We start from the raw sequence: 13,489 nt of genomic DNA on the forward strand, positions 1-13,489 counted from the left end.
CCGACCACTCCGGTACCCGCCGTGTCCTCCGCCTCCGCCCCGGGCTCCGCCCCTGTGGTGCTCGTCGCCAGCGATCTCGACCGCACGCTGATCTACTCCGCGGGGGCGCTCCAGCTCACCATGCCGGACGCCGAGGCCCCCCGGCTGCTCTGCGTGGAGGTGTACGACCACAAGCCGCTCTCCCACCTCACCGAGACGGCGGCGGCGCTGCTCGACGAACTGGCCCGCACCACGGTCCTCGTCCCGACGACCACGCGCACCCGCGAACAGTACGGACGTGTCCACCTGCCCGGCCCCGCACCGAGGTTCGCGATCTGCGCCAACGGCGGGCACCTCCTCGTCGACGGCGAGTCCGACCCCGACTGGCAGCGGCGGGTGACCCGCAGGCTCGCCGACGAATGCGCCCCGCTCGCCGAGGTGCGCGCGCACCTCCTGGCCGCGGCCGACCCCGCCTGGCTGCTCAAGGAACGGGTCGCCGAGGACCTCTTCGCCTACCTTGTCGTGGAACGCGCGCTGCTGCCCGAGGGCTGGGCCGAGGAACTGGGGGAGTGGGCGCGGCCCCGGGGCTGGACGGTCTCCCTCCAGGGCCGCAAGATCTACGCCGTACCGGGCCCGCTCACCAAGAGCGCCGCGATGGAGGAGGTGGCCCGTCGCACCGGCGCCGCGCTCACCCTCGCCGCGGGCGACAGCCTTCTCGACGCCGACCTGCTCCTGGCCGCGGATCGCGCCTGGCGCCCCGCCCACGGCGAACTGGCCGACATCGGCTGGAGCGCCCCGCACGTCGAGGTGACGGCCGCTCGTGGCGTGGCCGCGGGCGAGGAGATCCTGCGGCGCCTCCTCCGGACCTCGGAGGAGTTCCGGGCGTCGGGAGTGCTCCGGGCGCCGGAGGATTTCCAGGAATCGGGAGTGCTCCGGGCGTAGAAGGCGCCGCAGCCGCCGCTCCCGGCGCAGGAAGCGCCCCGGTCACGGGTGGCGCTCCGACCCCGGGCGGCGCTCCGGGCCTCGGGGAGGGAAGATCATCCTGGCGCCGGATACCGGCACACCGGCCGATCGAGGCACGAGGAGCACAGGATGACCAAGGGCAACGAAACCAAGATCACGGATGAGCTGTACGCCTACATGCTGGCGCACAACCCGCCGCTCGACGCGGTGCAGCGCGAACTGATCGAGACCACGTACGCCCGCCTGCCCGAGCAGGCCGGCATGCAGTCCGCGCAGGAGCAGGGGCCGCTGCTCGCCTTCCTCGTCCGGCTGACCGGGGCCCGGCACATCGTGGAGGTCGGGACGTTCACCGGGTTCTCCGCCCTGTCGATGGCCCGGGCGCTGCCCGCCGACGGCCGGCTGATCGCCTGCGACGTCTCGGAGGAGTGGACCGCGTACGGCAGGGAGGCATGGGAGAAGGCGGGCGTCGCGGACCGGATCGAGCTGCGCATCGCCCCCGCGCTCGACACGCTGCGGGCGATGCCGGCCGAGCCGCACATCGACCTCGCCTACCTGGACGCGGACAAGGGCAACTACATCCCGTACTGGGAGGAGCTGGTGCCCCGGATGAGGCAGGGCGGCCTGCTCGTCACGGACAACGTGCTCTTCCACGGCAGGGTGACCGACCCGCGGGCCACCGGCGCGGCGGCGGCGATCAAGGAGTTCAACGAGCACGTGGCCGCGGATCCGCGGATGGACAGCGTGATGCTGACCGTCTCCGACGGCCTGACGCTCTCGCGCAAGAAGTGAGTGGCCGAGCGGCCGGTGTGCGGTGACGGCCCCGGGTCCGTCGCAGCGGGGAGCGACCCCGGGGCCACCCGTGCTCAGCCGCAGCAACCCCCGCCGCAGCAACCGCCGCCGCCCCCGCCACCGGCCGACGGGGCGGCGGGCGCGGACTTGGCGGACGACCCGCCCACGGCGACGGTGGACAGCAGCTTCACGGTGTCGTCGTGCCCGGCGGGGCAGGAGGCCGGGTCAGAGGACTGCGCCATCGGGCGGCTGAGTTCGAACGTGTCTCCGCAGGAGCGGCAGCGGTATTCGTAACGAGGCATGGCCCCAGGCTAACGGCGACGGACCACCGGCATCGAGGCCGCCGCCCTCCGGCTCAGCCGCATCTCCTCCTCGGCCTCCTCGGGGTGACGGGCCCGCCAGTACGGGTTGTCGTGCGGGAGACCGCCGCTGACCCGCCCGTACATCCCGAAGACCATCAGCATCAGCCCGACCACGAAGCTGAACAGCACGTTCTGGATGCGGAAGGCGAGGAAGTTGTAGTCGGTCTCCAGCAGGGCGAGATTGACGAAGCCGCTCAGGATGAAGGCGATGCCCAGCACCATGTTGAGCGTCGAGGCGAAGTTGCCGCCGATCACCATCCCGATGAACAGGAGCAGGCCGACGCAGATGGACAGGACGCTGAGGGCGCCGTTGGTGTTGAGGCCCGCGACGGTGGCCCCGCCGGTGCTGAAGAAGCCGATCCTGTTGATCAGTCCCAGGATCCCGAAGACGAACAGCACCAGCCCCATCAGTCCCGCCCCGACCCGGTAGACACGGCTGAGCCGGTGGTCGACCGGCAGGTGCTTGTCGAGCGCGGTGGCCTTGCGGCGACGAGGCCCGTGCCGCCCCGGGACGTGCAGTGCGTGGGTGGCCATGTCGGCCTCCTTCGGGCGTACTACCACCAGGATCCGCCCGCGCCCCGGCCGCCGCACATCAGAACCCCGGACCGGCGCCCGAAGCACCGGCCCCGGAAATCCAGCCCCCGGAAATCCGACCCCCCCCCAGGAATCCAGCCCCCGGGATTCAGCCCCCGGCCCCGGCCCCGCGCTCCTCACGGATCTCGGAGACCACCCGCGCGGCGGTCCGCCGTACCGCCTCGGTCTCGGTCAGGAAGTGCCAGTAGTCGGGGTGCCGCTCCTCCAGTGCGGTGACGGCACGGTCCAGCCGGGCCACCGCGTCGTCCAGCGGACGGGCGTGGCGCGGATCGGGCGTGCTGCGTCCCTCCATGGCGAGGCGCTGGGCGTCGCGGACCGCGAACCGGGTCCGCTGGATCTCCTGCTGCGGGTCCTTGGCCACGCCGTCCAGCCGCTGCAGCCGGTCACCGGCCGCCGACACCGCCTCGTCCGTGGCGTTCAGCAGGGCGCGGACCGTGCTCAGCCGGGAGGTCGCGTCGGCCCACCGCTGCTCGTCCCTGGCCTGAGCGGCCTCCTTCAGCTTCTCCTCGGCCTGCCGCACATTGACGGCCGCCTGCTCGGGAACGGGCTGGAGATCCTGCCAGCAGGCCGCGGAGAACCGCCGCCGCAGCTCGCTCAGCACCGGCTCCACCGAGCCCGCCCGGTTCGTCAGCGCCTGGGCGCGGGTGCGCAGCGAGACCAGCCGGTGATCGATCTCGGCGGCCCGCGCGGGCAGCTCGTCCGCCTCGGCCCGCACGGCCTCGGCATCGCGCAGGACGCGGTCGGCGCGTTGCAGGGTCTCCTGGACGCCGTGCCGGCCCGCGCCCTCGTTGAGCTTGGTCAGCTCGGGGGCGAGGGCCGCCAGCCGCGCGGCGAGATGATCCGCCCGCAGCCCGGAGGCCCGGACCGCGTCGAGCGCGTTGCTCGCACCGAGCAGCGCCTGCCGGGCCCGTTCCACGGCGGGCGCGAGCCGGGCGAGCTGCGTCTCCGCACTGCCCAGCAGCGGACCGAGCCCCTGGGCGAACCGGTCCAGCTCGCCCTTGACCCGTATCAGCTCGTCCCTGGCCGTGGTCAGCTCGGTCCTGGCGCGGGTCGCGACCGACGGTTCGAGATCGTCCCGGTCGAGGTCGTACGTGTCGACCGCGGTGATGTACAGGTGACTGACCGCGTCGATCCGCTGCCCGAGAGCGGCGAAGTCGTCCACGGCCTTGCGGGCACGGGGGGAGCTGTCGACCGCGGTGATCGTCTCGATGGAGATCCGCAGGTCGCGCTGGGCCGTGTCCAGCTCGTAGAAGGCCGACGCGGCGGCGTCCTTCGCGGCCTGCGCGTCGGCGCGCTGGCTCTCCCCACGCCCGCCGAACCACCGTCTCGTACCGCCACCGGCGAAGGCGGCGGGCAGCGCGGCCACGAGCAGCGGCACCGGCAACAGCATCAGCCCGAGGACATCCCCGACGGCGGAATTCCCACCCGCTCTCGCCCGCGGCCGCGCGTGTGTCGCCGTCACATCCCTCTCCCGTGCCGTCTCGCCCTGCCCGGTACATTCTCCCACCAGGTAAGGACGAACACACGGGCCGGTTAGTTCGCGCTGCGGACGTCGATTTCGCCGTTGCCGCTCCGGGCCTTCACCACGTGGCGGCTGTTCTCGCCGCGGGGCACGTCCACCGAGATGCGCCCGTTGTCGGCGGAGGCGTCCACGGCGTACTTCGTGCCACCGCCCGGCAGGACGACGGCGATCCCCCCGTTGTCGCTCACGGTGTCCACCCGGTCCGGCACGGAGGCGAACTCCAGTTGGATCCTGCCGTTGTCGGACTGTGCCGACACGGACGCGGCCGAGATCCGCTCGGCGGTGATGCGCCCGTTGTCGCTCTTCAGCTCCAGCGGACCACTGGAGTCCCGGACCGTCACCCTGCCGTTGTCGGCGGTCAGCGAGAGCGGGGTGTCGAAGCCGGACGCGGTGATCCTCCCGTCGTCCCCCTCGACGACCACCCGCACCCCGCGCGGCACCTTCACCCGGTGCTCCGAGTCGCAGTCGCTGACCAGGGCGTCGCACTTCACCCCGAGAGTGAGCGTGTCGTCCTCCATGCCCCACCGCGGCTCGGGCCCGCTCCCGAACATCACCCATCCGTCGACGCGCCGGGTCACCTCGACCTTCTGCACATCGGCCGGTACGAGTTCCAGCGACGAGTGGTCGGAACGGATGGTCAACGTCTTCCCGCGCAGCGCGAACGACTTGTGCTCGGCAGGCGCGTCACCGACGTCCGTACCACCACAGCCGGTGAGCACGAGAGCCATGAGCACGGCCCCGCCGGACGCGATGAGAGTGCGGGTACGGACTGCCACGATGATCTTCCCCCAAGGTCGGACTGACATCTACCGCGTGCGCTCCGCCGCGATGGCTCCACCGTACGAAGCCGCCCGCCCCCGACAGAATGCGGACGGCTACCGTACGAGAGGTGGGGATAACCCCCGCACGGCTTCCCTCTCCCCTCCCACCCGCCCGTCCACCGCCGACGGAAACCGTTTGTGACCGGGGGCCTCGGGCCATGTACGCTGTTCCTTCATCCACGGGTGCGTAGCTCAGGGGTAGAGCGCTGCTCTTACAAAGCAGATGTCGGCGGTTCGAAACCGTCCGCGCCCACCGGTACGAAGGTCCCCGGCCGATCATGGCCGGGGACCTTCTGCGTATGTGCGAGGGGCTGGAGCCGGGGGCGGTCAGCCGTGGTCCTTCCAGCAGAGGGGGCAGCAGCGGGGGAACCACAGGGCCGAGGTGCCGTGGGCGTCCACGGGGCGGGGGCCGAGGTCGTGGGCCGTTCCGTTGCGCAGGGGGGCGCCGCAGAAGCAGCAGTTCGCGCCGCGCTGCTGCTGGCCCGTCAGCTCGTCGACTGGTGGCAGATCCCTCACTGTCATGGCGTCCCCGGCTCGTCGCTCTTCAGGTGGAACCAGGATGCCGGGCGGGAAAGGGGGCAACGCTCACAGATCTGTGAGCGCCGCAGGAGAGGAGGGGTGGGGGTTTGTGGGTTACAGGCCGATCCAGGCGGCCATGTGGCCGAGGGTGTCCGGGGTGCGGCGGGAGGCGTGGACCAGGCCCTTGATGGTCTCCCGGGCGCCCGGGTGGTAGCGGGTCTGTTCGGGGGCCGTGTGCCGGGCGTCGACGATGCTGCCGAGCGCGGCCTCGGTGCGGCCGGTCTCCATCTCCGAGCGGGCCCTGTCGATGAGGAAGTGGGCGCGGCGGGAGGTGGCCAGGGTGGGCGGGAGTGCGATGTTCCTGGCCTGGGCGAGGGCTTCGTCGTACTGCCGCATCTCGACCGCCGCCGACATCTTGTGGAGCGCCACGTTCGTGGGGCCGAAGGAGAGCCAGTGGATCTCGGAGGCGTCCCCGGTCCGGGTGGCGCACCGCTTCGCCTCGGCGATGTGGGTGTCGACCACGTTCTGCTGGTCGGCGCGGGCGGCGATGACGGAGGCCCCGAGGTGGAGCTGTCCCGTGACGGCGACCGCCTCACGGGTCTGCTCCGCCGCGCCGACGATGTCGTGACCGGCGGCGACCAGGCGTTGCCCGATGGCGTACTCGCCCTCCCGGAAGTACGCCAGGGCCCGCATGTACTGGCGGATGGCGGCCAGGCAGGGGTCGGAGGCCCGGTGGGCGGCCCAGCACATGCGGTCCAGGGCGACCGAGCCGAGGTCGTAGTACCCGAGCTTCACCGCGATGTCGTGCGCGGTGCGGTACGTTGAGGCGAGCGCCTGCCACAGCTCCGTGGACCGGTTGCGCCAGGCCGCGGTGGTGAGTTCCGCGATCACGGCCGGCAGCAGCCGGGCGGCGTTGCGCAGGCGGGTGGCCCTGACCTGGGCGCACAGTTCCTCGGCGGCCGCGATCAGTTGCCCGGCCGGTCTGTCGGGGATGGTGTCGTCGGCCCCGAGGTCGTACAGGTCGAGCGCTTCGCGGATGGGACGCACCAGTTCGGTGAGGCGGTCCTGCTGGAGCTCGGTCACGTAGGGCTGCCCCGTCAGCGCGGTGACGTCGATGCGCAGGGCCTGGGCCACCGCCGCGACGAAGTCGAGGTTCGCCGGTTTGGCGCCGCACTCGACCTGGTTCAGGAGGCTGTACGAGTACGGAAGCCGCTCGGCCAGCTGCCGCTGCGTCAACCGGGCGAGTTTCCGCTGTTCCTTGATGCGGGCACCCGTGTGGTCGTCGTCCGGTCCGGACATGCCGGCCTCCCTTCCTGAATCGTCATCCGGACCGTACTCATCCGCTGGTGCCCCCGTCCTCGTCTCACCCCGATTCCACCCGGTCCGGGGGTGGTCACGGGTGTGGTCGTATGACGGCATGACGACTCTGTACCTGTTCGGATCCGCCGCCCCACCCGTTCTCGAGGTCGACGGAGCCATCGAGGAGGCCCGCGCCCGCGGGTGGGACGTGTGCCTCGGGTTAACACCGGTTTCGGCCCGGTGGCTGGTTGAACGGCTGCCGGAACTGGAGCGGCTGACGGGGCATCCGGTGCGCTTCGAGTACAAGTTGCCCGGGGAGCCGGACGTGTGGCCGAAGGCGGACGCGATCCTGTTCGCGCCGGCCACCTTCAACACCGTCAACGAGTGGTCCCTCGGCCTGACGGGCAAGTTCGTGGTGGGGGTGGCCGCGGAGGCGATCGGCAAGGAGATCCCGACCGTGGTGATGCCGTGTCTGAACGCGGCCTACGCACGGCACCCCCGGTTCGACCTGTCGGTGGCGACGCTGCGGGACGCCGGGGTGACGGTGCTCTACGGGCCGGGCGGATTCGAGCCGAACCAGCCGGGCGAACGCCGGCCCGAGGGCTTCCCCTGGCACCTCGCCCTGGACGCGGTCGGAGCCCCGGACCGCGGCCGGTGACCGGGGCGGGGCCGTGACCCGGGCGGCCCGTGGGGACGCGGCGGAGGACCGGGACCGGCCGACGGGCTCCGGGACCCGCGAGTCGTACGGGGGATGTCGCGAGAGGGCCCGTGACGGCGGGGCGCGAGGGCCGTATCGCCGTCACGGGCCGGAACCCGGACGAATCCCGGTGCCGTCAGGCCCCGTTGGTGTCGGCCGTGGCGTTGTCGTCGACCACGGCCTGTTCGATCGCGGTCCGGACCGCGGTGACGATGGTCGCGGTGTCGGCGCCCTTGCCGAGCTGGCCGGCGAGGGCGGTGATCGCGGCGGTCTGGGCGGCCATCCGCTTGTCCATGGAACGGATGCGGGCCTGCATGTCCTTCAGGATGGACTGCGGCTGCCACGTGGGGTTCGTCGCGTGGTCCGCCGCGTCCGACGGGCCGCCGATCGCATCGGTCTTCCAGACGGCGTCGAAGATGTCGCGCTTGGTGATGCCTGCCATGGGGTCCTCCTCGTTCGGGTTCCAGCTCGCGGGGTGCTTGAGGCGCTCGGCCACGTCGGAACGCAGCTTCGACATGGTGAAACCACGGGGGTCGACCTTGTCGTTCGACCACTCCAGGTGGCCGATCACGGACTTCGCCGACCAGCCGTGCGCCCGGCACAGCGCGGCCTGCACCCGGACGATCGCGTCGTACTGCGCCTTGGGCCAGGGGTCCTTGCCGTCGCCGAGGTTCTCGCACTCCCAGCCGTAGAACCGGGCGTTGCCGTCGACCCCGTTGGCGTTGCCCTTCGTGGGCGGGGTCGGGCGCGTGCCGTAGGACTCGGCGATGACCTGGTCCAGCACCTTGGGGTCGCCGCCACCGGCATGGTTGGCGCGGCCCCAGCCGACCATGTGCACCCGGCCGTCCTTCGCGATCATCCCGTGGCACAGCGGACCGGGCAGGGACGCGTACCCGTCCCGGACCATGGCCACGGTCGCCGCCGTCCCCTTGGTGACCGTGTGGTGCACGATGCTGCCGTTGACCGGGCCCCAGGGGCCCTTCGAGTTCCGGTTGTGCGTGCGCCAGTTGCCGACCTCCACCACGCGGACACCCTCAGCGCGCAGTGCGGACAGAACCCGCGCGGCAGTCATGGGCTGTGCCATGTGTTCCTCCCCTTCAGCCCGAGGTGTACGTGACGTTGCGAACCCCGTCGGCGGGGCGCGTTCGCCGTGTTGTCGATCCGCTCCATCTTCTCCACCCGTGAGCACGGAGCCGCGCCGGCGGTGATCCGCCGCCGTGACCGTGTGCTTCATGCCGTTCGTCGGTGTCCGCGCGAACGCGGGCTGCTCCGCGGTGACGACCGACCCGTACGGGTTCCATACCCCGGTGACGGCGGTCGGACTCGACTGCGGGGTCGACAACGTGTACGGACCGTCAGCCGTACGGGCACCGGGCGGGGTTCGGCCGCTCCTCGGTCCGGGTTCCCGTCCGGGTTCCCGTCCGGCGGCCGTCCGGTCGGGGTGCGCCGGTCCGCGTACGGCCGTTCGTCGGCTTCCGCATAGCCGGGCTGGCTGTTGCCGCAGCCCCAGCACTGCCACCAGCCGCCGGCGGTCTGGCTCATCTGGGCGCCGCATTTGCTGCATCGCATGGTGCCGTCCTCCTCTCCGATGGATGGGTGGTGCCTCGGCCCGGCCGCCGTCCCGTCGGGGGAGGCGTGGCCGGGGAAGGGGTCATCGGGGGGTGTCCGGGCGGTGCGGCTCGGGCCGGGCCCCGGCACTGCCCACGGTGGTGTCCCCGGGGTCGATGCCGGGTGCGGTCACGGCTGTTCGGCCCGGTACCGGCGGTGGTACGCACGGTCCGGGCGTGCGGCGGACGGGTCCACGGACCGGAAGGACGGCCCCGGTCCCCGGCCGCAGGGCGCGGACGAGGTCCTGCCGGTCGACCTCGTACGCCTTGGTTGTCATCGTCACGGGTAACCCCCCGTTGCGGTCGTCGAGCAATACCGCTGACAGTAGGAACCCTGTGAGCACGCGACCCACCGATGTACGGAAGTGATCCCACACCGCACTCGCGCGGGTGGACGCGGGGTTCGCACCCTTGACCCCCCGGTCCGATTACAGGACGGCGACGGGGTGTTGTACGTGGGGGAAAGCGTGGGTCCGATCGGGCCGGACCGGGACGTCCGCGCCGGTGCGCGCGGAAGCCGCGCCCCTCCCGCACGGGGCGGGAGGGGCGCGGAGCGATTCGGGGGCTCAGCGGTTCGAGAGCTCGGTGGTTCGGTGGCTCGGGAGTTCGGGGGGATTCGGCTCAGGCGTTGGGGCGCTTGCCGTGGTTGGCGTTCTTCTTCTTGCGGGCGCGTCGCTTGTTTCCGCGCTTGGCCATGACGTGTCTCCCTTGTCCGGGATCTTCGTGTTCACGCCAGTTTAGGTTCGACCTGTGTCCGCCGCATCAGCGGTGACGGCGACGGCGGCTGCGGTGAGGGTGATGGCAACGACGGTGAGGGCGGTGACGGTGGTGGACCGGGTGCGGGGGCGACTCTTTCTGTCCTACCCCGCACTCTCCTGTTTCTCCCCCTGCTCGAAGGGCGGGCCGGGCCTGGCCGTAACGTATGTCCGTTCGAACAGGTCCTGTCCCAGGGGGGATCATCCATGTCGTACGGCTATCCGCCGCCACAGCCGGGGCAGCAGCCGCCCCCGCCGCCGTTCCCGTCCGCCCAGGATCCTTCACAGGGGGCGCCGTACCAGCACTGGCCGCAGCCCGGCCCCGGGGCGTACGGCTACCCGCAGCCGCCGAAGAAGTCCCGTACCGGGCTGATCGTCACGCTGTCCGTGGTGGGCGGTACGGCCGTCCTGCTGGCGCTCGGGGTGCTGATCGCGGTCCTGGGCAGCGACGACTCGCCGTCGGACGGCTCGAAGCGGCCGGTGGCCGGGGCCTCGGAGGGCAGGACGCCGGCCGAGGAGGGCACGCCCGCGCCGGACGGGACGTCCGACGCGTCCGACGCCCCCACGGAGCTGCCCGCCCGGGACGTCACGGGCGACGTGCGGATCACCAGGTGCGCGATCGACTCGTTGACCGAGTGGCCCGACGCGGACGTGGAGATCGTGAACCACTCCAAGGACCAGGCGTCCTACATCGTGTCCGTGGAGTTCGTGGACGGGGAGGGCACCCGTCGGGCCTCGGGGCTGGCGACCGCGACCGATCTGGCGGCCGGGCAGAAGTCGGTGGAGAAGGCCCAGGGACTGGGGAAGGTGCCGGGCAAGATGACCTGCCGGGTCTCGAAGGTGACGCGGCTGCCGTCGTCGTAGGGCGCGTTCCGGGACGGCTGCGTGGAGTGTCGGCTGCGCGGAGGGACTGCTGCGCGGAGGGGCGGCCGAGCCCCGGCACGGCGGCGTGGCGGTGCCGGCTGAGTGGCGTCGCGGGGTGGTCGGGGGCGCGGTGCCGGGTGTTTCGGGCTCACCCGCATGGGGGTGCCCGAGTGGTCGCGGGGGAGGGCGCCCCGCAGGGTCGGTTCTGTTCGCCGTCCCGTCACGGCCAAGGAGGTTCCCATGGCTCACTCGGCGCCCGTACCCGGTCGGACCGGTTCCGCAGCCCCGGAGGACAGCAATCCCTGGGCGGCCGGAGGCACCATGTTCGCCGGCGTCCTGCTCCTCGTGGACGGTGCCTTCGGGGTGATCAAGGGCGTCGCCGGTATCGCCTCCGACGACGTCTACACGCGCATCGGGAATTACACGTTCGAATTCAGCGTGACCGCCTGGGGATGGATCCATCTCGTGCTCGGCATCGTGCTCGGGCTCGTCGGCTGGGGCATCCTCCGGGGCGCCCTCTGGGCCCGCGCCACGGGCGTGGTGATCGCCGCCATCAACCTGATCGTCAACTTCGTCTGGCTGCCGTACCAGCCGATCTGGGCGATCATCTCGATCGCCATCGACACGTTCGTGATCTGGGCCCTGTGCACGGACCGCTCGAAGGCGATCGTCTGAGCGGGACGGACCGGGCGGGCTGATCGTCCGGGCGGGGCGGACCGGCGAGCGGGCCGGTGGGCGGATCGGTGGGACGGCGGGGCGTTGTCAGTGGCCCGGTTCACACTGGGGGCATGTGCCGAAGCATCAAGACCCTTCGCCCGCCCGTCCTCCCCGAGGAAGCCACCGAGGAGGAGATCCGCGCCGCCGCCCTGCAGTTCGTGCGCAAGGTGTCCGGCTTCCGGGCCCCGGCCGCGCACAACCAGGAGGTGTTCGACCGGGCCGTCGACGAGATCGCCGGGGCGACCGCCAGACTCCTGGACGGGCTGGAGGTACGGGGCGGCGTCAGGGCGTCGTAGTGGTCGCCGGGGCGGCCGCGGCGGCTTCCGCGGCCGGCCGGCGCATGAGGTACGCGGCCAGGGCGCCCGCCATGAACAGGGCGAACACGGATATGCCCGTGGCCACCCAGGTCGCTCCGAGCCACTGGCCGCCGAAGTAGCCGAGGCCCACGCTGTAACCGGCCCAGGCCACCCCGGCCAGGGCCGACCAGGGCAGGAATTCCTTGACGTCGCGATGCGCGGCGCCCGCGCCCAGGGAGACCACCGAGCGTCCGGCCGGGGCGAAGCGGGCGATGATGACGAGGATGCCGCCGCGGGACAGGGCCGCGCCGAGGCGTTCCTGCGCGGACGTGAGGCGGCGGGAGCGGGCGATGGCCCGGTCCAGACGCGCCCCGCCGCGCCAGGCCAGCCGGTACGCGACGAGGTCGCCGAGCACCGAGGCGCTGGCCGCGCAGAGGATCAGGGCGAGGAGCGAGGGCACCTGGGGCACCTGCTCGGCCGCGCCCGCCGCGGAGGCGGCACCCGCGACCGTCGTCGAACCGGCGGCGGCGGCCGTGGCGGCGGTGATGACCAGCACGCCGCTCGGCAGTACGGGCAGGAAGACGTCCAGGAGCACCGAGAGGGCCACCACGACGTAGATCCATGGGCTGCCGGTCAGTGCACCCACACTCTCAAGCACCTACTACTCCCCGTTCCGGAAAAGCGCCGCGACGTCGCGGGGGAGCGGCAGGAGCGGCAGGGTCGGCTGCAAAGCGTACGCCTGCCGTTTATCCGGTGATCGATAAAATACGGATGATGTTGGGAACCTCACGTACACCCGTAAATGGGAAGCATCGGTTCCGGGCGCACATCCGGATGTACGTGAGGAATGGGTCTTTTCGCGGGGCCTTCAGCCGGGCCTTCGGCAGGTTCTGAGGCGGGCCTCGGGGCGGGTCCTGACTCGGGGCCCGATGCGGGCCCGAGGCGGTTTCGAGGGCGGTCCCGGTGGTGGGGCCCGACGGGGGCGGTCGCAGGGAAGGGGAGCGGCCTGCGACGGGCCGGTCGGCCGCGGGTGGAGCCGGTTCACGGTGGGCGGCGACGGGCCCGTCCGTCGGTCCCGGGGCGGTGCCCCGGTCTCCACGGTCGGGAGGGCTGGGCCCCGGGCGGATCAGGCCGTGACGGCCGACGTCTTCTCGCGGGCGTCGGTGTCGCCGCTCTCCGCGCCGCGCCGGGTGAACAGCTGGTCCAGGGCCAGGGCGCCGGGGCCGGTGAAGATCAGCAGGAAGAACGCCCAGCAGAAGATGGCGGCGGGCTCGCCGTTGTTCTCGATCGGGAGCAGCGCCTCGGGCTGGTGGACCTTGAAGTAGGCGTACGCCATGGAGCCGGAGGCGATCAGGGCCGCGACGCGGGTGCCGAGGCCGAGCATCACCAGGATGCCGCCGACGAGCTGGATGACCGCCGCGTACCAGCCGGGCCAGGCGCCGACGGACGCCGAGTGGGCGCCGCCGAAGAACCCGAAGAGCGACGAGGCGCCGTGGCAGGCGAAGAGCAGGCCGGTGACTATTCGGAACAGGCAGAGGACATAGGGCTGAGCCTGGTTCAGGCGTGTGTTCATGGGGGGCGTGCTCCTTCGGTCTGGTGGGGACGTGAACCGATTGAGTGGCACAGATTAGGGAAACCTCACCAATGCTTGCAACTTCAACATCCTGCAAGTGTCCGAAAGTCGTCATGTGCTCGTCAGCCAGCC

General features: G+C 71.9%; 15 protein-coding genes and 1 tRNA gene. 7 read left to right on the top strand and 9 right to left on the bottom strand.

The genetic code is table 11. From position 1 onward, the window contains the following. The first annotated feature begins 120 nt into the window (after positions 1–120). The gene (locus tag ABZZ04_RS14745) at positions 121–921 is read left to right on the top strand and encodes an HAD family hydrolase (RefSeq protein ID WP_356932696.1); all 801 of its coding nucleotides are present in this window, start codon (positions 121–123) and stop codon (positions 919–921) included. A gap of 150 nt (positions 922–1,071) precedes the next feature. After that, positions 1,072–1,731, top strand: a complete 660-nt coding sequence (locus tag ABZZ04_RS14750; protein WP_356932570.1) for an O-methyltransferase — start codon at positions 1,072–1,074, stop codon at positions 1,729–1,731. Between the two features lie 74 nt (positions 1,732–1,805). Here ABZZ04_RS14750 and ABZZ04_RS14755 read toward each other — a convergent pair whose 3' ends face one another. The 4 genes from ABZZ04_RS14755 to ABZZ04_RS14770 form a co-directional block, all read right to left on the bottom strand. Next, on the bottom strand, positions 1,806–2,033 hold the full coding sequence (locus ABZZ04_RS14755; RefSeq protein WP_148834877.1) for a zinc ribbon domain-containing protein: 228 nt from the start codon (positions 2,031–2,033) through the stop codon (positions 1,806–1,808). 9 nt (positions 2,034–2,042) lie between these two features. Then, positions 2,043–2,627: a DUF4383 domain-containing protein gene (locus ABZZ04_RS14760; protein ID WP_356932571.1), complete on the bottom strand. Its 585-nt coding sequence runs from the start codon at positions 2,625–2,627 to the stop codon at positions 2,043–2,045. Positions 2,628–2,775: 148 nt separating this feature from the next. Continuing rightward, the gene (locus ABZZ04_RS14765; protein WP_356932572.1) at positions 2,776–4,149 is read right to left on the bottom strand and encodes a hypothetical protein; all 1,374 of its coding nucleotides are present in this window, start codon (positions 4,147–4,149) and stop codon (positions 2,776–2,778) included. A gap of 71 nt (positions 4,150–4,220) precedes the next feature. After that, on the bottom strand, positions 4,221–4,937 hold the full coding sequence (locus tag ABZZ04_RS14770) for a DUF4097 family beta strand repeat-containing protein (RefSeq protein WP_356932697.1): 717 nt from the start codon (positions 4,935–4,937) through the stop codon (positions 4,221–4,223). Positions 4,938–5,211: 274 nt separating this feature from the next. Here ABZZ04_RS14770 and ABZZ04_RS14775 point away from each other — a divergent pair. Then, positions 5,212–5,283, top strand: a tRNA-Val gene (locus ABZZ04_RS14775). Positions 5,284–5,357: 74 nt separating this feature from the next. Here ABZZ04_RS14775 and ABZZ04_RS14780 read toward each other — a convergent pair. Together ABZZ04_RS14780 and ABZZ04_RS14785 are read right to left on the bottom strand one after the other, a co-directional pair. After that, positions 5,358–5,552, bottom strand: coding sequence for a hypothetical protein (locus tag ABZZ04_RS14780; RefSeq protein ID WP_356932573.1), 195 nt, complete (start codon positions 5,550–5,552; stop codon positions 5,358–5,360). Between the two features lie 111 nt (positions 5,553–5,663). After that, the gene (locus ABZZ04_RS14785) at positions 5,664–6,848 is read right to left on the bottom strand and encodes a helix-turn-helix transcriptional regulator (RefSeq protein WP_356932574.1); all 1,185 of its coding nucleotides are present in this window, start codon (positions 6,846–6,848) and stop codon (positions 5,664–5,666) included. A 118-nt stretch (positions 6,849–6,966) separates the two neighbouring features. Here ABZZ04_RS14785 and ABZZ04_RS14790 point away from each other — a divergent pair, with 118 nt between their 5' ends. Continuing rightward, positions 6,967–7,506 carry a flavoprotein gene (locus ABZZ04_RS14790; RefSeq protein WP_356932575.1) on the top strand — a complete coding sequence of 180 codons (540 nt, stop codon included), beginning with the start codon at positions 6,967–6,969 and terminating at the stop codon, positions 7,504–7,506. A 175-nt stretch (positions 7,507–7,681) separates the two neighbouring features. Here the strand turns inward: ABZZ04_RS14790 and ABZZ04_RS14795 are convergent, their stop codons facing one another. Next, on the bottom strand, positions 7,682–8,629 hold the full coding sequence (locus ABZZ04_RS14795) for a peptidoglycan recognition family protein (RefSeq protein WP_356932576.1): 948 nt from the start codon (positions 8,627–8,629) through the stop codon (positions 7,682–7,684). 1,485 nt (positions 8,630–10,114) lie between these two features. On the opposite strand from ABZZ04_RS14795, the gene ABZZ04_RS14800 reads away from it, so the two are divergent. The 3 genes from ABZZ04_RS14800 (at position 10,115) to ABZZ04_RS14810 (ending at position 11,784) form a co-directional block, all read left to right on the top strand. Beyond that, on the top strand, positions 10,115–10,771 hold the full coding sequence (locus tag ABZZ04_RS14800; protein ID WP_356932577.1) for a hypothetical protein: 657 nt from the start codon (positions 10,115–10,117) through the stop codon (positions 10,769–10,771). A gap of 240 nt (positions 10,772–11,011) precedes the next feature. Then, entirely contained in the window at positions 11,012–11,446 is a 435-nt protein-coding gene (locus ABZZ04_RS14805; RefSeq protein WP_356932578.1) for a hypothetical protein, read from the top strand. 113 nt (positions 11,447–11,559) lie between these two features. Next, on the top strand, positions 11,560–11,784 hold the full coding sequence (locus tag ABZZ04_RS14810) for a DUF2277 domain-containing protein (protein ID WP_148834866.1): 225 nt from the start codon (positions 11,560–11,562) through the stop codon (positions 11,782–11,784). Here the strand turns inward: ABZZ04_RS14810 and ABZZ04_RS14815 are convergent. Together ABZZ04_RS14815 and ABZZ04_RS14820 are read right to left on the bottom strand one after the other, a co-directional pair. Continuing rightward, positions 11,771–12,442, bottom strand: a complete 672-nt coding sequence (locus ABZZ04_RS14815; RefSeq protein ID WP_356932579.1) for a VTT domain-containing protein — start codon at positions 12,440–12,442, stop codon at positions 11,771–11,773. The genes ABZZ04_RS14810 and ABZZ04_RS14815 overlap by 14 nt on opposite strands. 468 nt (positions 12,443–12,910) lie before the next feature. Then, on the bottom strand, positions 12,911–13,357 hold the full coding sequence (locus ABZZ04_RS14820) for a DoxX family protein (protein WP_356932580.1): 447 nt from the start codon (positions 13,355–13,357) through the stop codon (positions 12,911–12,913). Positions 13,358–13,489 lie beyond the last annotated feature (132 nt).

Origin of the sequence: Streptomyces sp. NPDC006435, assembly GCF_040612315.1 — a bacterium.
GTDB lineage: Bacteria > Actinomycetota > Actinomycetes > Streptomycetales > Streptomycetaceae > Streptomyces.